The organism is uncultured Microscilla sp., assembly GCF_947493425.1.
GTDB lineage: Bacteria > Bacteroidota > Bacteroidia > Cytophagales > Microscillaceae > Microscilla.
Genome location: NZ_CANLRP010000012.1, coordinates 1 through 19,128, shown reverse-complemented (window position 1 = coordinate 19,128; position 19,128 = coordinate 1). Strand labels below are relative to the sequence as shown.

At 41.1% G+C, this 19,128-nt stretch carries 13 protein-coding genes; 5 read left to right on the top strand and 8 right to left on the bottom strand.

Translation table 11 applies throughout. From position 1 onward, the window contains the following. Positions 1-185: 185 nt before the first annotated feature. The gene (locus Q0954_RS05550) at positions 186-425 is read left to right on the top strand and encodes a CDGSH iron-sulfur domain-containing protein (RefSeq protein WP_299454718.1); all 240 of its coding nucleotides are present in this window, start codon (positions 186-188) and stop codon (positions 423-425) included. Positions 426-891: 466 nt separating this feature from the next. Here Q0954_RS05550 and Q0954_RS05545 read toward each other — a convergent pair whose 3' ends face one another. The 3 genes from Q0954_RS05545 to Q0954_RS05535 all read right to left on the bottom strand — a co-directional run bounded on the left by Q0954_RS05545 (position 892) and on the right by Q0954_RS05535 (position 2,950). Then, positions 892-1,320, bottom strand: coding sequence for a DUF3052 domain-containing protein (locus Q0954_RS05545; RefSeq protein WP_299454717.1), 429 nt, complete (start codon positions 1,318-1,320; stop codon positions 892-894). A gap of 121 nt (positions 1,321-1,441) precedes the next feature. Further along, the gene (locus Q0954_RS05540; RefSeq protein WP_366916715.1) at positions 1,442-1,918 is read right to left on the bottom strand and encodes an ankyrin repeat domain-containing protein; all 477 of its coding nucleotides are present in this window, start codon (positions 1,916-1,918) and stop codon (positions 1,442-1,444) included. A 153-nt stretch (positions 1,919-2,071) separates the two neighbouring features. Then, complete coding sequence (locus Q0954_RS05535; protein ID WP_299454716.1) at positions 2,072-2,950, bottom strand: bifunctional 2-polyprenyl-6-hydroxyphenol methylase/3-demethylubiquinol 3-O-methyltransferase UbiG; 879 nt, start codon at positions 2,948-2,950, stop codon at positions 2,072-2,074. Between the two features lie 389 nt (positions 2,951-3,339). Here Q0954_RS05535 and Q0954_RS05530 point away from each other — a divergent pair, with 389 nt between their 5' ends. After that, positions 3,340-3,666, top strand: a complete 327-nt coding sequence (locus Q0954_RS05530) for a DUF721 domain-containing protein (RefSeq protein ID WP_299454714.1) — start codon at positions 3,340-3,342, stop codon at positions 3,664-3,666. Between the two features lie 116 nt (positions 3,667-3,782). Beyond that, positions 3,783-4,037 carry a 4a-hydroxytetrahydrobiopterin dehydratase gene (locus Q0954_RS05525; protein ID WP_299454831.1) on the top strand — a complete coding sequence of 85 codons (255 nt, stop codon included), beginning with the start codon at positions 3,783-3,785 and terminating at the stop codon, positions 4,035-4,037. A 96-nt stretch (positions 4,038-4,133) separates the two neighbouring features. On the opposite strand, the gene Q0954_RS05520 is transcribed toward Q0954_RS05525, so the two are convergent. Continuing rightward, positions 4,134-6,125 (bottom strand): DNA gyrase/topoisomerase IV subunit A, encoded by a 1,992-nt coding sequence (locus Q0954_RS05520; protein ID WP_366916714.1) that lies wholly within the window; start codon positions 6,123-6,125, stop codon positions 4,134-4,136. A 340-nt stretch (positions 6,126-6,465) separates the two neighbouring features. Beyond that, on the bottom strand, positions 6,466-9,153 hold the full coding sequence (locus tag Q0954_RS05515) for a hypothetical protein (protein WP_299454713.1): 2,688 nt from the start codon (positions 9,151-9,153) through the stop codon (positions 6,466-6,468). A gap of 1,861 nt (positions 9,154-11,014) precedes the next feature. On the opposite strand from Q0954_RS05515, the gene Q0954_RS05510 reads away from it, so the two are divergent. Together Q0954_RS05510 and Q0954_RS05505 are read left to right on the top strand one after the other, a co-directional pair. Further along, positions 11,015-11,689 (top strand): nitroreductase family protein, encoded by a 675-nt coding sequence (locus Q0954_RS05510; protein WP_299454711.1) that lies wholly within the window; start codon positions 11,015-11,017, stop codon positions 11,687-11,689. Between the two features lie 617 nt (positions 11,690-12,306). Next, the gene (locus Q0954_RS05505; RefSeq protein ID WP_299454709.1) at positions 12,307-15,960 is read left to right on the top strand and encodes a lamin tail domain-containing protein; all 3,654 of its coding nucleotides are present in this window, start codon (positions 12,307-12,309) and stop codon (positions 15,958-15,960) included. 85 nt (positions 15,961-16,045) lie between these two features. Here Q0954_RS05505 and Q0954_RS05500 read toward each other — a convergent pair whose 3' ends face one another. The 3 genes from Q0954_RS05500 to Q0954_RS05490 all read right to left on the bottom strand — a co-directional run bounded on the left by Q0954_RS05500 (position 16,046) and on the right by Q0954_RS05490 (position 18,465). After that, a complete protein-coding gene (locus tag Q0954_RS05500) occupies positions 16,046-16,552 on the bottom strand; it encodes an ImmA/IrrE family metallo-endopeptidase (protein ID WP_299454707.1) in 507 nt (168 codons plus the stop codon). A 130-nt stretch (positions 16,553-16,682) separates the two neighbouring features. After that, positions 16,683-17,396 carry a LytTR family DNA-binding domain-containing protein gene (locus Q0954_RS05495; protein ID WP_299454705.1) on the bottom strand — a complete coding sequence of 238 codons (714 nt, stop codon included), beginning with the start codon at positions 17,394-17,396 and terminating at the stop codon, positions 16,683-16,685. Position 17,397: 1 nt separating this feature from the next. After that, positions 17,398-18,465: a sensor histidine kinase gene (locus Q0954_RS05490; protein ID WP_299454702.1), complete on the bottom strand. Its 1,068-nt coding sequence runs from the start codon at positions 18,463-18,465 to the stop codon at positions 17,398-17,400. Between the last annotated feature and the right edge of the window lie 663 nt (positions 18,466-19,128).

The following is a 19,128-nucleotide window of genomic DNA, read 5'->3' as shown; positions in this document are numbered from 1 at the left end:
ACTATAGTTTGCAAAAAAGTACCTGAAAAACAACCCATTAGCAATATAGTATGTTGGTATTTACTAGTATTGTCTTATTTAGATTTTTTCTAATTCTAAATATCTTTATTCAGTAACTATTTAGCTGGCTTGGGGGTTATCCCTGTAACCAATGTTCAATTAAATTTAAAACAAAATCTATTATTATGGCTGACCCAAAAATTGCTCAAAAAACCCCTTACGCTGTAGATGTAGTGGCTGGCAAGAATTACTTCTGGTGTAGCTGTGGAGAGAGCGCCAATCAACCTTTTTGTGACGGAAAACACAAAGGTTCTGAGTTTACCCCACACAAACAATCATTTGAAGAAGACAAAACGGTCTATTTTTGTGGTTGCAAACATACCAATGGGCAACCCTTGTGTGACGGATCTCACTCTAAACTATAACAATAGTCCATAGCCTTGACAGGGGCAAGCTTCAAGTCCTTGGATACCGATGAATATCGGTGCTACACCCTGTTTAACTCCGTTGAGCTCATCACAGCAAGCTGTAGATTCGGTTCACAAGTAACCACTCTTTTGTATCGCACTGATTTTCAGTTATTTACAAAAAGCGTAGTTAGAAGTATTTAGTCGATAGTTCATAGCTGATTTGAGTAAATGTTCACCTTATTAAATACTGTAAACCAGTGGCGTATATTAAGATTGTGTACTCACTTTATTTTTACAAGTGTTTCGGTTTTACGCCTAAACACCCAATTAAACAGTTTTTAAATTCATAAATAACTGATCACCAGCAAACAACTTTGACTAAAATCACTGCGGAGTATTGCTATAAGTAACCCTATTTATTTCTGAGTCTGCTCCAGGAGCTCGTTTTTTCGTTTCGCCTAAACGCAGACTCAACCTTTTTTTAGCGGTCTTTGATCCGGTACATAAACTTAATTGCCGACCATACCTCGGTTACGGCTGCAACCTTTACATCTACCAATCCACACTCAAGTCCATACATACGCACCAAGTGGCTATCGAGATCAGTTACTACCTTAGAGGTTTTCTTAGGCCACGATACCCATACCATGCCATTCTTTTTTATTTTGGTTTTCACCAAAGGTAGTATTTCTTCGAGTGTTTTTTTTTCTGTGAAAAACGCATGCACAAAATCCAGCGATTCAGCCAGTACATCTTCAAATGATTCTTCGGGCAAAAGGTGGAGGTCTTCGGGCAGGCTGTCAAACCAATGAAAGTAATCTTGTGGCAACTGGTAGCCATACATTCGAAACCCAGGCTTAATGCCGAGCTTTTTTACCAATGGAGTTCCCGAATATCCTTGATTTGTCATAGTAATCATGTAGTCTCATGAAAGATACAAAGGATTTGGCACATTTACAGGCATTCTATTACAAAAAAACCACTTTATAAATAAAGCGGCTTCTCTTACTTGGTGGCAAATCTTTCGCTATTCAGACCTGCAATAGTTCTTCTCCCCACTTCAGTCCTTTGGCTTTGGCATGGTCAAGGGCAGTGTTGCCTTGGGTATCTTTAATAGAGGCATCTGCTCCATGTTCCAGCAATAACTGGGCAATGGCTTGCTTATCAAACATACACGCATATATCAAAGCAGTTGCTCCTTGTACATTGCGCACGTTTACATCCGCTCCCAAGGCAATAAGCTGGCTCACCAGTTGCTCGTAGCCCTTAAAGCAAGCTCCCATCAACGCGGTATTGCCAGAGGCATCTACAGCCGAAATGTCAGCGCCCTGCTCAATCAAATAAGCTACTACAGGCAACTGATCATAATAAGCCGCCAAAATCAAAGGAGTAAAACCTTGTGCGTTTTTTTGATTGACAGCCTCAGGGTACTTGCTCAAGTGTTGCTTAACTGTGCTCAGGTTACCACTTCGTACTGCTTCTATAAATAAGTGATTGTTGTCCATCATGATATTTGGTGTATAGAACTTGTTTAATAATGACTCAGTAATTGAGTAAAACTATAAAAATAACCTTGCCTATTCAGATTTGTTTACCAATGTGGACTTAGGCAGACAAAATTCAAAAGGCAAGTCTGTTAAAAACTTGCCCTCAACAACTATTTATTTCTTTTGGCACAAATAATACCTTCGCCCTTTGTTATACGCGCCTCTTTTCAAGTCATCTTGCCCGTCGTATACTTTAATTACAGTAAAACCTACTTTTTCAAGTGCATCTATAACCTTAAGGTGCGAGTAACAGTATTGAGTTACCCTCCACGACACCCGCCCCCATACCTGCGCCGCTTTTTCTTCTGGAGTTTTGGCGGGTTGTTTTGCCAAAAACATCACAAAATCTATAGCTCCCAAACGCTCTTGAGGATTGTAGCTAAAGTTATACAAACAAGAAAAATTGTCGCGCTCTACCCAGTTGCGTTGCTTAGAAAATGAGTTTTTGTAGTGCTCTTCCAGGCTCATATCAAACACAAAGTAACCTCCTTTTTTGAGCGATGCATACACTTTGCTATACGCCATTACCAACTCTTTCCATTGCAAGATATGGTTCAAACCATTATTCATACAGATGACAGCGTCAAACTCATCTTTGATATCAAAAAGACGGGCATCATCTAACATAAAAGGTACTCCTGGAGCGTTAACTCTGGCAAAATTGAGCATGCCTTCTGAAGCATCTAACCCTGTCATTTTGTAACCTCGTTTTTTCAAGGCATTGGTCACGTGCCCACTGCCACACATTAAGTCAAGTATTTTGGCGTTGGCATTAATCCGTGGAAAAAGCACCGTATGGAGGCTTTGTATTGCAGTAGTAGCAAATGGTTGTGCCCAATATTCGTTATAAAACCACGAAATGGGTGTATACCTCTGGTAAAGTTCTATTTTGTCTTTATCCTTCTCTTTTTTGTCTTGTGCCTGCACGTTTGTCACAGTCAAAAAAACACCGCTCAACACCAGCAATAATGAGAAAATATATTTTCTATCCATTAGCATCCGATTTGTTTAAGTTTTGGGGTTGTAAGTACATATTGAATAACTACCTCAGGGTGCTGCCTAATCAAATATCTTACAAGTTGAGGGGTAAATTTACAAAGGTTTTTGAATAGTCGTCAGAAAGTGTTTAGTTTTTTGGCTTGTGCCATACTTCTTAATCCCTTAGTTTTGCGCACTTTTTAGCGCTTGTTCAAACCCTCCTGTAAACGAACGCTTTAAACAAGTGCTGATTCATCTCTAAAAGAGGTGATTTTAGCGTTGAAATACTGCTCATTTAATTAGCAATATGAGCCTTGTTTTTGTATTTTTGTTATCTATTTTAGCAAAAAGGTCAAATTATTGAGTGTAACCCTATTTCCTCGAAAATTTTTAATTTAATATATATGTCAGATTACTTATTTCGCAATCATAAAAACCAACCCAGAAAAGCCTCTACCACCACTATGAAAGATGCAGTGTATGAGCTGTTGAATAATTATAAGATCAAAAATAAATACGATGAAGCTCACATTATACAAGTATGGGGCGACCTAATGGGCGAAGAGGTAGCAAGCAGAACTGAAGGGGTTTATATAAAAAACCATACAATTTTTATCAAAATTTCTTCTCCCCCACTTCGTACCGAACTATTGATGCGCAAAACCAACATTTTAGATCGCATTAACCACAACCTGGGCGAAGAAAAACTCCAGGAAATTGTTTTTAGGTAAGCCTTCTTGCCGCAAGGCTATTTTAACTTGGTACACTGTACAATCTCCCCCACAAAATAACCAATAGGGTAAAGCTTTATTTTTAATGATTCCTTACATTTGAGCTTTATCAAATTATTCACTCAATCACCCAAATTATTATGTGGAAAGAAGAAGACAACAAACTGAAAAGAACTTTTGAATTTAAAAACTTTGTAGAGGCTTTTGGCTTTATGTCGAGTGTTGCCTTGATTGCCGAAAAAATGGATCATCACCCCAACTGGTCTAATGTGTATAATAAAGTAGAAATTGAACTTACTACACACGACGCGGGCAATACGGTGACCGATAAAGATAAAAAACTGGCGGCTTTGATCGACGAACTGGTATAATGCCTTCGAAACACAGGGTAGCCAATAAAAAAAACGGGAGCAGGTCTTCAGACTTACTCCCGTTTTTTTATGCTTTTATTTTTACTAAATTGTTTCTTAATCAAACAAATCTGGACTTTTGGGCTTTTCTACCCGCACTGTGTTACTTTTCGATTTGGTCACCTTTTGTACTGGATGTTTGGTGACAATATTGCCTTGAGCACTTTTGCCCTTTACATCAATCTCGGCAAAGTCATAGGTAATGAGCTTGTTTTTGGCTTTCGATGCCCTGGTCAATCGCACCGATACTTCTTCGGTTTCGCCTTTGGGGTTTACGCTAAAATACAACAACTTCGAGCGTGGGGTACCCTTGGTTACATCATACTCCCGGTCTCTGATCACCGCTTTTACCTGAAAACGTTTTGCCATAGCCCTGCCTGATACCCCATCGCGATAAATGGCGTTATATACCAAATTTTTGTCCGACTTATCGAACACTGCCACATGGATAATGTTTTTGCCTATGAATACCTTGGGGGCAATTTTTACTATTTTGTACTTGCCATCTTCACAAAAAGTAATCACCTCATCAATGTCTGAGCAATCTATTACGTACTCGTCTTTTTTGAGTCCATAACCAATAAAACCATCTTCACGGTTGACATATAGTTTTTGATTATTGATGACTACATCTTTAGCGTTGATATCTTCAAACTCTTCTATAATAGTACGACGCTCACGGTCTTTGCCATACTTTTTCTTCAACTCTCTAAAATAACGAATAGCATATTTGGTCAAGCTTTTCAAGTTGCGTTCTACCTCTTCCAACTCATCGCCCAAACGCTTCATCAACTCGTCTGCTTTAAAAGAGTCAAATTTAGAAATACGTTTAATTTTTATTTCGGTCAACCTAACCAAGTCTTCTTCTACTATTTCGCGGTAAAAGTCTTGTTTAAAAGGGTCTAACCCCTGATCTATGGTTTCGAGTACTGCCTCCCAGGTTTCGCACTCTTCAATATCGCGGTAAATACGATTTTCGATAAATATCTTTTCAAGCGAGCTATACAACATTTTCTCTTGCAACTCGCCTTTTCTAATGAGTAGCTCCTGCTCTAAAAGGTCTTTGGTTTTTTGGGTGTTGATCTTGAGCAACTCTTCTACCTTGATAAAACAAGGCTTATCGTCTAGAATGACACAGGCATTGGGCGAAATACTCACCTCACAATTGGTAAAGGCGTACAAAGCATCTATAGTTTGCTCAGGCTCTACCCCCGTTGACAAGTGCACTTGTATTTCTACATCTTTGGCAGTGTTGTCCACGATTTTTTTCACCTTTATTTTATTGGCATCATTGGCTTTCTTGATAGACTCTATCAGGTTTTCGGTGGTTACTCCATAAGGCACGTTTTTAATGGCCAAAATCTTTCGACTTACTTGCTCTATGTCTACCCTTACCCTTAGTTTACCTCCTTTTATTCCATGTCTATAATTGGTAACATCCATCGTACCTCCTGTAGGAAAATCAGGATAAATGGTGACCTCATTGCCCCGCAATAATTCTATTGAGGCATCAATCAACTCGTTGAAATTATGCGGCATTACTTTGGTGGCCAGCCCTACAGCAATACCTTCGGTGCCTTGCGCCAACAACAAAGGAAACTTTACTGGTAGGTTTACAGGTTCTTTTTTTCTACCATCATAAGAGAGTTGCCATTCGGTGGTTTGAGGGTTAAAGATTACATCCAGGGCAAACTTAGACAAACGACCTTCTATATAACGAGGTGCTGCTGCACTATCTCCCGTGTTAATGTCTCCCCAGTTTCCCTGTGTATCTACCAGCAAGTCTTTTTGCCCCATATTTACCAATGCATCTCCAATAGATGCGTCTCCGTGAGGGTGGTACTGCATTGCTTGCCCTATTACATTGGCTACTTTGTTATAACGCCCATCATCCATTTCTTTCATCGCGTGCAGAATCCGACGTTGCACCGGTTTCAGTCCATCGTATCCCGATGGTACGGCACGCTCAAGAATCACATACGAAGCATAATCCAAAAACCAGTCTTTGTAGACTTCCGAAATTGTAACTTTATTCTCCTGACTAGCCATTTGTTTGATTTTGTTTTTTTATAATAACAAGGCAACAATTCCTCTCCTCACTCCATTGAGAGCCAGTGTATATCAGTCTTTGTATAGTATATATCTCACTGATAGTGTGTGGGGTTAGCCCCAAGATTGGTGAAATGTTGTGCCTTGGTGTTAGACTTTAATACAATGAAACTTTGCCAAGCAATTGCTATTATTTTTAACAATTGCTTATTTTAATAGCAAAATTTGCTTCAAAAATGGAATAAATTCTATGAAAATGCAAATTAGCGTCTGATGTTTTTTTTACTCTGCCCTGCCCAATTGTAAGCACCTACATAAGTTTGTTTATCTTCAAAAACGGCTAATTATACCTCCTGTGCTTGCTTTTGCTAAGCCACATGGCAAGCTTTCGCTCGATGGGGTTGAGCGATATGGCCAATATAATATTCATAAACAACTTAAACACGGGCACCCCCCCCGAAAACTCGTCTACTGATGGCTCCAGCGACAATACAATAAACTCAAACACCGTGATAATGGTCACAAAAGTAAGTATGTAAGAGTAGCGTTCAAATTTTTGGAATCGGCTGGAAGCTGCCGATGCAAACACCAAGCTCAACAACACCAGTACCTCTATCAGGTAAAACCACCAGGTTTTCCAAAAGGGCGGAATAATTTTTACTTTTACTTCTTTAATGCGGCTTTCTTCGCCCAGCCCGTTACGGGCTCTTATCTCTATAGCATGCTTGCCTCTTGGCAACATGTTAAAAGTTAATAAGGGTGAACTTTGCCATTTGCTCCAGCCTTTTTTGCCTCCTTTCATTCTGTATTGGTACTCTACAGAGGTTTCGTTAAGGTAATAAGGCACTTTTAAGCGTATATTTACTCCATAGGCTTTGGTTCCCTGGTGTACCCGTATTTTGTCAAAGGGTAAGTCTTTGTTCTGATGGTCAAACACCCGATTTACCAACACTTTGAGCCGTTTGCCTCTAAGGGTATACGAGAGTCCCAGTTTATGCAAGCCATTGTCATGAATCACCCAAAGAAAACCTTGCTTGTCTTGATAAATGTCTGATATTTTGGTGAACAACGACAAATATTGAGTGGTTTTTAAACTCTGCATGTCTACCCAACGCCCTCTAAAGTTAGTCCACACGTGCTTGTCTTGGTGCTGAATGGTTTGATAGGGCAAATTGAGCATTTTAAGGAGCCGATCACGTTCAAACTGTTTTTTGGTTACATTAAAACGATACACCCCGTCAGACAAAAACAACACAGGCTTGTTTTGCAAGTTTGCCACCTGTACGTTTTCAAGGTAATATTGAGGCAACTCAAATACTTGGTGACGCTGATAGTGGTTGTCTGCATTCAGTTGTACTTTGGCGGCTTTATTTTCGCTGCCCAGCCACAGGTTATTTTTAATTTTGGCTACCGAGTATACAGGCAACTTTAGTTGGGCAAAACGATCGTGTACCACCCAGACATTGGTCTTGCTTTGTAAGCTTATCAGCCCCTTACTGGTGGCCACTAACAGCATCTCGTCTTGGTATAAAAGATGGTGTACATACACCTTAGGCAACACTAATTTTACGCGTTTGTTTTGGTAGCTATACAAACCATTATTACTGGCAATAAGCAATTGGTCGGGTAGGGCAAGTAGTTGGGTGACTTTGCCATCAAACCCATCAACTTTTTGATAAAAATAAGGGAAAGACCTCAGGTTGTAAAGCCGTTTTTGCAACAATTCTTTGGTTGCCTGCGAGGTGGCTGTTTTTACCTGTCGCTGGGGCACCTTTCGGTAAATCACTCTTTTCTTTTTCTTTCTGCCAAACGCCTTATTGATTAAGTTGCCTACTACTGTACCTCCGCCTACTTCAGTCACTATTTTGGTCACTACCGGTTTTTTTTTCTCTACTTTCTCATTGGTAATATGTTTGATAAGCTCCGCATAAGTGTCGGTTTTGTGCAAGTAAAACACCCCCTCGTTGGTAGCCACGTATATTTTGTCTTGCCAATGAGTTACTGCAGTCATACTGCCCAGCAAACCCGGGTAATGCCCAAAACCCTTGACTGGCACATTGAGCGCCGCCCTCGAAACACCCAACGAGTGGGCAATCCACAGCCCCAGTTGTTGGTCTACTCCTATGGCTAGTATTTCGTCGTCGGGCAGCCCTGTCTGGTCGTTAATCACAAACAAAGTTTTGCCTGTATTGGCTTCTACCACCAATACGCCCGCATCAAGGGTACCCAGCGCCAGGTATTTTTCCCCAATGGCATTGCCCGTAGTGAGGGTGTGTTCGTGCAGGTATTTTTGGTCTTGCAAGACCAGCTTTTGCCACAGTGTGCCGTCATAACGATACACGGAGTTGTCGCTTGCCGTAAAAAAAGGCAGGTATTTAGAGGCAAAAGTAGACGTAATTTGTATGTCTTTAAACTTGGCTCCTTTAGATCCTTTCAGGGTAGGGAGCAATTTTTTATCCCCAAGCTGATGAAGTCCTTCGCCTGCCATGTTTACAAAAACTTTGTTTTGAAACGTGACCAATCCCTGGTAAGGCTTTTGGGGCTTACTTTGCCAAAACCGAGTAATCTTTAACTTCTTTTTGTCTACTTCTACCAGTAGTTTTTTGCTCAAAAAGTATACATGTTGGTCGGTTTTGCCTATCGAATAAAAATTGCCTGGATGCTTGGGCAGTTTCTTGTGGGTAGTCATAAGAGAGGTATATACAAGCTGTCCGGTAAGGTTGCGCTTTAGGTAGCCAAAGCTCATTCGCCCGGCGGTAAACACAGTAGCCGAATCGGTCAGCAGATCGTACACGGTGGCTTTCACATCTATGCGTTGCCATTGGTGCCCGTTATAGTGTACTACTCCTTGGGCATTGGCTATGAGCATATCGCCTTGCAAGGTTTGCACAATGGCTTTGTTTTGGGTAGTAAGGTTGGCTATAGGGTTGCCATAATGCTCAACAAATACGGCTCCTTTTTGGGCGTGTGCCTGTGGCAACAAGACTATAAGTAATACTACTACTATCCATAAAGTCTTTAGTTTCATATTTTTTTGTTGGTTGTGTCAGCAAATCTGGTACTCTGATAACTCCCTCTTTTAGCACATTCCTGGGTGACTTGCCAGCGCATACAATTCACCCCAAAACCTTATTTAAACGGTTACTCTGACCACAGGAAGCTTGCCTACTCAGGCTGCAAAGCCAAGAGACAAAAATTGGTTGGCATACACATCAATTATTGATGCCTAAAATTACCCATAATCTTCGCCTGGTGCAGGTTTTCAGGTATGGGTGTTGATGCAATATTTACACCAGAACACAAGCAGCCTACGCTGATGACAGTTCTTTGTTTTTTTGATGCCCTTAGGCAACACTTGACTACAATGGCTGCCAACGACCGCTTTTTATAAACTCAACCGGACATTTGGTGTACCAAAATACAGGCTTTGTAAATTTTTATAACCTTTTGGGGTAACTTTTCCGTTCTTTATAATCAGTACCCAAAATAAGGAAAAGTTTTTAATTATATCAACATCCATTACCAACCTACAATTACTTACTGTACAGGGACTTATGCCCTGCACATAGGTAAAACACTCAGCGTTTGATAATTATTTGTTAATGTCATTGTTAACCTTTCTACTATTAAAAGTACTAATTTACACAACCTAATATTAGAGTCTATAAAACCTACTATTTAAAAACTCACAAATACCTAATAATGTAATCTTAACAATTACTAAACTATGTAAACAAAATTACAACCTAATGTGGGTTGGCAACCCCAACCCAACAAACCCCACAAACAATGTTTGTGGGGTTTGTTTTTTTGTGCCATTATTTTATGTGTTCATTTTTGTTATAATATTTCCCCCAATAGTCCTCCCCGCTGTGCCAAGTCTTCCCTGTATTAAGACTTCAAGTCGCACTTTTCAGTATTCCGAAAAAACGAGCGTAGAAGGTTGTTCTGCGATTATTAATGACGCATTGTCTTTTGGTTGCTTGTGAAGACACAAGCAACGGCGTAAGAGCAGCGTCAAAACCCATTCAAATGCCTTTTGTAGGGGCAATCCTTTATGGTTGCCCTAGCGTAGTAAATTTCATTGCTTGACGCCCCACATATTTGGTTGCTTGTGAAGACACCATAGCCGTCAGGCTACTATTTTTTTACCTCATGAAGCATCTTTCAGTATTCAAATTTTGGCGATTCGATCAGCGTGTGGGGACACTCGCTGAGGCGGTGACGGTATTTTTTAAGTGATTTTTTACTATGCTCCTCTTAGCCTGACGGCTATGGTGAAGACACGAGCAACGGCGTAAAAGCAGCGTTAAAACCCATTCAAATGCCTTTTGTAGGGGCAATCCTTTATGGTTGCCCTAGCCTAGTAAATTTCATCGCTTGACACCCCACATATTTGGTTGCTTGTGAAGACACAAGTCACGGCGTAAGAGCAGCGTCAAAACCCATTCAAATGCCTTTTGTAGGGGCAATCCTTTATGGTTGCCCTAGCCTAGTAAATTTCATCGCTTGACGCCCCACATATTTGGTTGCTTGTGAAGACACAAGCAACAGCGTATAAAAACGAGCACAGAAGGTTATTCTGCGATTATTCATGACGCATTGTACAGGACTTAAAAGAGCGGAGTCAAACAAGAAATACTAAAACAAACTCCCCCTTCATTGTGGAGTTTTGGTTTGAGATGAGACAGTGTTTTTGCCACTACTAAACAAAGGATTTTCCCACTAAACCACTATCAGATACACAAATCAAACAAAGTGGCTGAGCGTGTAATGACTTTTATATATCAATTTCTTTTTCTGCTGTTTGTTGGGCATTTCGTTGCTTTTCCCATTGCAAAACCTTTTTCTTTTTTATTTTTGTGAAAAATCACCTTAAAAAATTAACAATGTCAGAACAAACAGAAAACTTTATTCCTTATGTGCGCGACACTTACAGCGAGGAAGAAATGAAAGTACGTAGTCAGTCGTTTTATGAATTTATGGACAAACGACGCACCGTTCGGGAGTTTTCAGACAAGCCTGTACCGCGTGAAGTAATTGATCACATTATTATGACCGCTTCTACGGCTCCTTCGGGTGCCCACAAACAACCCTGGACTTTTTGTGTGGTGTCGAACCCGGAAGTAAAAAAGAAAATACGGGAAGCCGCCGAAGCAGAAGAAGAGGTAAACTACAATGGGCGCATGTCGGACGAATGGCTCAAAGACCTGGAGCCTTTTGCCACCAACGAGCACAAACCTTTTTTAGAAATTGCTCCTTACCTGATTGTAGTGTTTAAGCGAGTATTTGAAACTGAAGAAGAGCACAAGAAAAAAAATAACTACTATGTAAATGAATCGGTAGGCCTGGCAGGTGGTTTTTTGTTGGCGGCTATTCATCATGCAGGATTGGTTGCCTTGACCCATACCCCCAGCCCAATGAACTTTTTATCTAAACTACTCGACCGTCCGGCAAACGAACGCGCGTTTTTGTTGATTCCAGTAGGCTACCCAGCAGACAACCCTACTGTACCCGACCTTACCCGCAAGGGCAAAGAAGATGTCATTGTATATTATGATTGAAAACGAAATAATTTGAAAAGTTGACAAGCCATATTTCTTGATAGAAATATGGCTTGTTGGTTTATATGCTTGTTAGTAATATATAAATCAGACACTACCCAAAGGTATGCCAAAGCAGGAATATGGAGATTTTAGGGAGTTTGCAATAAATAGTCTCCCAAGTTTTGGTGAATGGTTTTGCTCAAAGACTAGTGCTCTGGGTACTAAATTCCTTTCACACCTTTCGGCTTCTTTTGCCTGCTGACTTCACCTAAAAAAACTCACGTAGCTTAGGCTATGCTCGTTTTTTGGAGGTTTGACAGCCACCAAAATAAACTCGAAATAGTGTATAAACTACTTAGTTCCCAAAGCACTAGTGCATTTTAAGGGCATAGCAGCGCTACGGCCGAAAACCGAGGCTACAGCTGGCTGTGCCGAGCTCTGCCAAAGGCTAAATGCAACGAAGTGTTTGGACAAAAAAATCGCCAGAAATGGGTAGCTTATTTTTTGTATGCTCCCTTATAACACCAATTACCACTGTTTTTCATCAAATGTTAACCTGTGAGGTTTTGAGTTATAAAAAAATCCCGCCTATTTTGGGAGTTGTATTTAGTGTATATTACAAATTGCCCCAAATCATGAGACATCAACACCTCTTTACCCTCCTTTTTTTTGTTTTGCTTCCCTGGGCGAGCGTTGCTCAGTTTGCCGACGATTTTACAGATGGCAACTTCACCGCTGACCCCGTGTGGTCGGGCAATACCTCTATTTTTACGGTAGTAGGTGGTGAACTCAGAAACAACGATACAGGGGCGGGTACCAGTTATTTGTCTACCCCCTCTACAGCTACCAACGAGTGGGTTTTTCGGGTAAAAATGACCTATAACCCTAGTAGCTCTAACTACAGCAGGGTATACCTGATGAGCGACAACGCAGACCTAAGCGCTGCTGTACTTAAAGGTTATTATGTAGAGTTTGGGCGTAGCGGTGACGACATAGACCTAGTGAAACAAAACGACGCTACCCGTACTGTAATCATTGCGGGGTCGGGCGGAGTAATGAATGCCTCATCAAACAATATAAGGGTAAGGGTTACCAGGTCGGGCTCAGGCAATTGGACATTAAAAGCTGACTTAACAGGAGGTACCAACTTTTCAACCAATATAGGAGCTGTTACTGACAACGATTTTACTACATCTACTCACTTTGGAGTATATTGTGTATATACCAGCACCCGAAAAGACAAAATATTTTTTGATAATATTGCCGTATCGCAACCACCCCAAATAAATACGACCAATGCTACTTCAGTTACCCAGCTAGACGTTACTTTTAACGAAGAGGTAGACCAAACCACTGCCGAAACAGCCAGCAACTATAGTGTAAACAACGGAGTAGGCAATGCGGCTACGGCTACCCTGGATGGCACCAATAAGGCATTGGTACACCTTACTTTTAGCAACGGTTTTGCGACAAGCAACACCTTGACAGTAAATAATGTAGCGGACCTTTTTGGCAATACCATTACTACTGCCCAAACCAGTAACTTTAGCATAGACATTGCCCCACCTACTATAGCCAATGTACAGGTGCTTTCGGCCACTGCCGTGGAGGTTACTTTTAACGAAAATGTAGACCAAACTACCGCCGAAACCCTGACCAACTATAGCCTAAACAATGGCATAGGCAACCCGGCTACGGCTACGCTAGACGGTTCTAACAAAGCATTGGTACACCTTACTTTGGGTAGCTCTTTGACCGACTTGACCAATTATACCCTTACTATTGAAAATGTAAAAGACCTGGCAAACAACGCCATCACCAGCACCAGTCAGGGTTTTCAGTACCTGGCACCCTATACCCCCAGCCAGAGAGATATCGTAATCAATGAGATTTTTGCCGACCCCAGCCCACAGGTAGGCTTGCCAGAGGTAGAGTTTGTAGAACTGTTTAATGCTACCAATCGCCCTATAGACATTACCGGGTGGAAGCTGGACGGGGTAAATACCAGTGGTTTTCCGGCATTTGTACTTAAGTCGGGCGGGTTTGTAGTATTGACCAGTCCGGGCAACGAAGGTTTGTTTTCGGGCAATGTGTTGTCATGGGGAGGGTCAGGCACGCTTACCAATGGTGGCGAGGTACTTACATTAACCAATGCCAGCGACCAGTTGGTTGACCGGGTAAACTACAGCGATGAGTGGTACAACGACAACAACAAAAGCAACGGGGGCTATAGCCTGGAACAAATTAATCCGACTACCCGATGCACAGGCACCAACAACTGGACAGCTTCAAGCAGTGCTTCGGGGGGTACTCCGGGGGCGCAAAACTCAGTTTTCGACACTACTCCAGACCAAAAAGCGCCTACGATCAACCTTGCTTCTTTGAAAAATGACTCTACACTGGCCATTCAATTTAGCGAGCCTATGGACAGTGTAAAATTAAAAACTGCAGTTCACTATAGTTTCGACAATGGCTTAACAGTCAAATCTGTAACAGCAATAGCTCCAGCTTATACAGTAGTAGAGGTACAATTTAGCGGAAGCTTGCAAACGGGGGTAGCTTATACTATTACTACTGCCAACCTGACCGATTGTATTGGCAATGCCCTGAGTGGGACAACGGCGAGGTTTGGCAAAGGGGCAACACCTGCTTATCACGAGCTTGTCATAACCGAACTTATGGCTGATCCCTCTCCTACCATTGGCTTGCCCGAAAGAGAGTTTGTTGAAATACTCAACCGATCGAACAAGGTAATCGAACTCAAAGGGGTATTGTTGACAGATGGTTCTGACACAGCCATTGTTGCCAATCAAACTTCTGTGTTTCCGGGCGAATATTTGATATTGACTACCAGTTCGGCGGTAGATGATTTGAGTTTTTTTGGCAGGGCTTTGGGCATTAGCAATTTTCCTTCACTGGCCAACAGCGGCGAATTGCTGGTTTTACGCAATGCGGCTGGTCACCTATTACACAGTGTACATTACCTGGACAGCTGGTACCAGGACGACACTAAAAAAGATGGGGGTTATACCCTGGAAATGATAGATACAGGCAACCCTTGCGGTGAACTTGACAACTGGAAAGCTGCCACAGCAACTGTTGGCGGAACCCCTGGCAAAGTTAACTCGGTAAAAGCTGCTAATCCCGACCAAAACGCCCCTCAAATACTGAAGGCAGAGGCTTTTATAAAAGATACCATCACGGTGACGTTTAACGAAAAAATGGACAGCACGAGCCTGGCCAATGCTACTTATGCCTTGAGCAATGGGGCAAGTGTGGCAAGTATAGAAATAATAAGTCCGGAATTTAAACAAGTAAAGCTCAAGGTAGCCACTGACCTACAACTAAAAACAGTGTATACTCTGATAGTAAACAATGTATTGGACTGTAGTGGCAATACTATAGCTAATAAAAACAGTACTACTTTTGCCGTTACCGAACAAGGCGATGCAACCGACATTGTACTCAACGAGGTATTGTTTAATCCACGAACCGGAGGGGTAGATTTTGTGGAGATTTATAATGTATCTGATAAGTTTATCAACCTTAAGGATTGGAAACTTGCCAATGTTGATAGTGATGGTAATGTTGCCAACCAAAAGGCAATGACCACCGAAAACAATGTATTACCCCCTCAACACTACCGCATATTGACTACCGACAAAGCCAATATTCAGAGTAATTACCCTAAAGCGCCTGATTCTACTTTTTTGGTGATGCCTACGCTACCCGGCTATAACGACGATGAGGGTTCAGTGATTTTGATCAACAATGAGGGTAAGTTGATGCAACGGTTTGATTATAAAGACGATTTTCATTTTTCTTTGATTGATGACAAAAATGGGGTTTCGCTCGAACGAATACGCTTTACTGCCTTGACCAATACACCCAATAGCTGGCACTCGGCGGCAAGTAGCGAAGGTTTTGCTACACCTGGCTATCGAAATTCACAAACCCGTACAGACGGAGTGGGGGATCCTGTTTCGTTAGATTTTTCGGCCATTACACCTAATGGCGATGGTGACCGCGATTTTACCACGATTAACTATAAGTTTGCCCAAAGTGGTATTACAATTAGCCTGACTGTTTTTGACAAGTACGGGCGCAAAATAAAAACGCTGGCGCAAAACGACTTGGCAGCTACTGAGGGCTTTTATACCTGGGATGGCACCAACGATGCCGGGCAAAAAGCGGGTATGGGGTATTATATTATTTATATAGAAACTTTTGCGCTGAATGGAGAGAAAAAGCGATACAAAAAACCGATAGTAGTAGGCGCAAGGTTTTAGAAACTATCAAAGTATTTTTTTGAATAAGGCAAGTGGGGTGGCTTGTTTCTTGGCTCCCCACAATGCCTTGAGCAGGTGCAAGGCACTACTCCTCTTTTAGGTACAATAAATAGAGTTTTTTCTCCAGACGAAAGGCTTCTTGCTCCCAGGCTCTTGTGTGATAAGCTTTTTTGGCAATTGCTCGATACGAATGGTTTTTCCAACGATACCCAGTTTTGCCTACCCACTGCAACTCACCACGCCTAAACTGTTTTACGTGAACCATTTCGTGGGCAATGGTCAAGCCTTGCTCCTTGGGCGAAAGCCTTGCATTAATTCTGATAATGGCTTGCTTTACTCCCCATTTTTTATCTTCAACATATTGAGTATACCCCTTGAGCGGTCGGGGCAAGTTGTTAGAGTACTCTACCAACAAGTGTAGACTGTCTAACTGCCAATAGTCTAAATAATAGTCTACCATCGCCTTTATTTTCTGAGGTTGGCTGGTTCCTCGTATGGTTACTTGGTTGGTGTGATGAGTGGTAGAAGTGGTCAGTGGTATTTGCCCCCAGGCAAGTCCTCCGAGCAAGGCAATAATTTTGAAAATGATCATGGTTATATGGTTTCATAAGGTGTATGTTAGGGTACACGTATATAAAACTTGTGATTTTCAAAGAGAGGGCAAAGGGAGAGTAACAGCAGCTGTTGGGTAGTTCTTAGCCGTTGTTTGTTACTTATAGATTCTACGAAAAAAAGTCATTCAGTTTTTGAAATACCTCTTCTTTGTAGGTGCGTCCAATGTGCAGTTCGGTGTTTGCCAACACTATACTAGTGGTGTTAAACGCCTTGATGTGGTATAGGTTAATAATAAACGAACGATGTACCCGTAGAAAATACGTGGACGGCAAAGCAGCTTCTACCTGAGTAAGACTTTGGTAAGATACCAGATTTTGTCCAGGGGCATGTACAATTACATAATCTTTCACGCTTTCGATATAATGGATATCTTCCAGTCTGACTACGTGCTGCTTTTTGTCTGACTTAACCAACAAAGTGTCATCGGTAACATTAGGAGAGGCTACTGCTACTCCGGGGGAGTCACTTAAGGCAAGGTTGAGTTTTTGAATTGCCAAAAAAAAGCGCTCAAACGAAATGGGCTTCACCAAATAATCTACTGCGTTTACCTCATAGCTCTCTACGGCAAAATCGCGGTAAGCAGTGGTAAAAATAATTTTGGGAGGGCGTTGCAAACTTTTGGCAAAAGCCATTCCAGTAAGGCGAGGCATTTGTATGTCTAAAAATATCACCTCTATAGGCTGAGTAGCCACGTAGGTAAGTGCTTTGGTAGCCGAACGACAAGAGGCTACCAACTCCAACGAGTCTATGTCTTGAATATATTTCTCTAATACTTTGATAGCCAGTGGTTCGTCGTCTACAATCAGGCATTTTGTTTTCATATCAGGCATCCATTTTATGACTCAAATCTATTTCCATACGTACCCAATAGCTGGTGGGCGAAGGCTTGGTTGTGAGTGTGTGTCGGTTTGGGTATAATAGCTCCAGACGACGCCGTACATTGTGCAATCCTATGCCCGAGTTATGGGTGGTTTCGGTCTGAGTGGCTTCGATTGGAAGGGCGGCAATACTGTTTTCTACTTCAAAAATAAGCTGGGTATGTACATACCTCAACTGCATACTAATGTTTACTGGGTCGTCGCCATTGCCTACACTATGTTTAAAGGCATTTTCTACCAATGGCAGAAGCAACATTGGCGGAATATGCACTTCATCAAATGTACCATGAGTAGTAAAAGTAACCGTGAGCTCATCGCCAAAACGCAGTTTTTCAAGCTCAATAAATCCCTTCAGGTATTTAATATCTTTTTCTAAAGGCACCATTTCCTGGTTGGTTTCATACAGCATATAACTGAGTAAATCGGAGATTTTAAGCACTACATCTTTGGCTTTATCTGACTGCCACAAAATAAGGGAGTACAGGTTGTTAAGCGAATTGAACAGAAAATGAGGGTTGATTTGGCTTTTCAAAAACTTAAGCTCATTTTCGAGGCGTTCTTGCTTGAGTTGTTGGTTGATTTGTTGATTCTGATAGCTACTTTTCAAGATTTTAATTAAACTGGTGTACCCCACTACTACTGCTATGTTGGTGACCATGCTAAAAGTTTTATGTACAGAATATAACGATAACTCAAACTTTGTATAAATACCAGCCCGCATCATTTGTCTTACTACTTCGGTTTGTATCACCCCTGCCACCAACAAAGTACCCAGCAAACTTACCCCATAAGCAAAGTTACGTTTTTTTTTGAGCAAGTAGGGCATCCACACATATAGGTTCAGGTATACTGCAAAGGCTTTGGCGAATAACTCAAAAAACTGCACAAAATGCGTATAATCATACACATCGATGTATAAACCTACCCTGTATATATAATATACCAGCCAAAACAAAAGGTGGGTATACAAACGGTTGTTTACATTGAGGACAAAAGACAAGGGTTTATTCATATAAATAGTTACAAGTATGTTTCAATCACTGGTGATAAAATATAGTGATTAAAGATAGTCAAGTATTAATCAAAGGATGCTTCAGTCAACCAATATACTCATAAAAATGAGGGTAGTTTGGATTTACCCGCTGAAGGGTGGTTTTTTACCTGAGAAGGGAAGTTTTTGAGGTGTGTTTGGAAAGTATATTTCAAGATTATTTAGCCCGCTACTTGGACTATAGTTTACATTATTATCTGGTATCTCGCCTAATTATTAGTTGTTTTCCTTATTTTTGACTTAAGTATGGGGGAAGTTAAAGTACATTAGCTAACACATGCTTTAATAAATAATAATAACCAACGCATAAACAGCGTTTGATAAGTAAGATTGCTCAAGTTTTTCAACTTTTTTTTAACACAACCTATCTGGTTTTTTGTAGTTCAGAGGACAAATAATCAGCATAATAAAAACTGCTTGTAACAGGCTTGATCTACGTTTTATTTGTTTTATGTTTTAGACAACAACGGGACTAATCAATGACTAGTCCCGTTTTTTTGCTAGATACTTAGGTAAACCTACACTTTCAAAGTCCCCTCCTTTTTATACTAGTGTTATGTCAACGTTGTATTTTAGGGTAAAGCCTCTTTAATTTAATCCTCGCCTCTTTAGTAGTAAATTGCC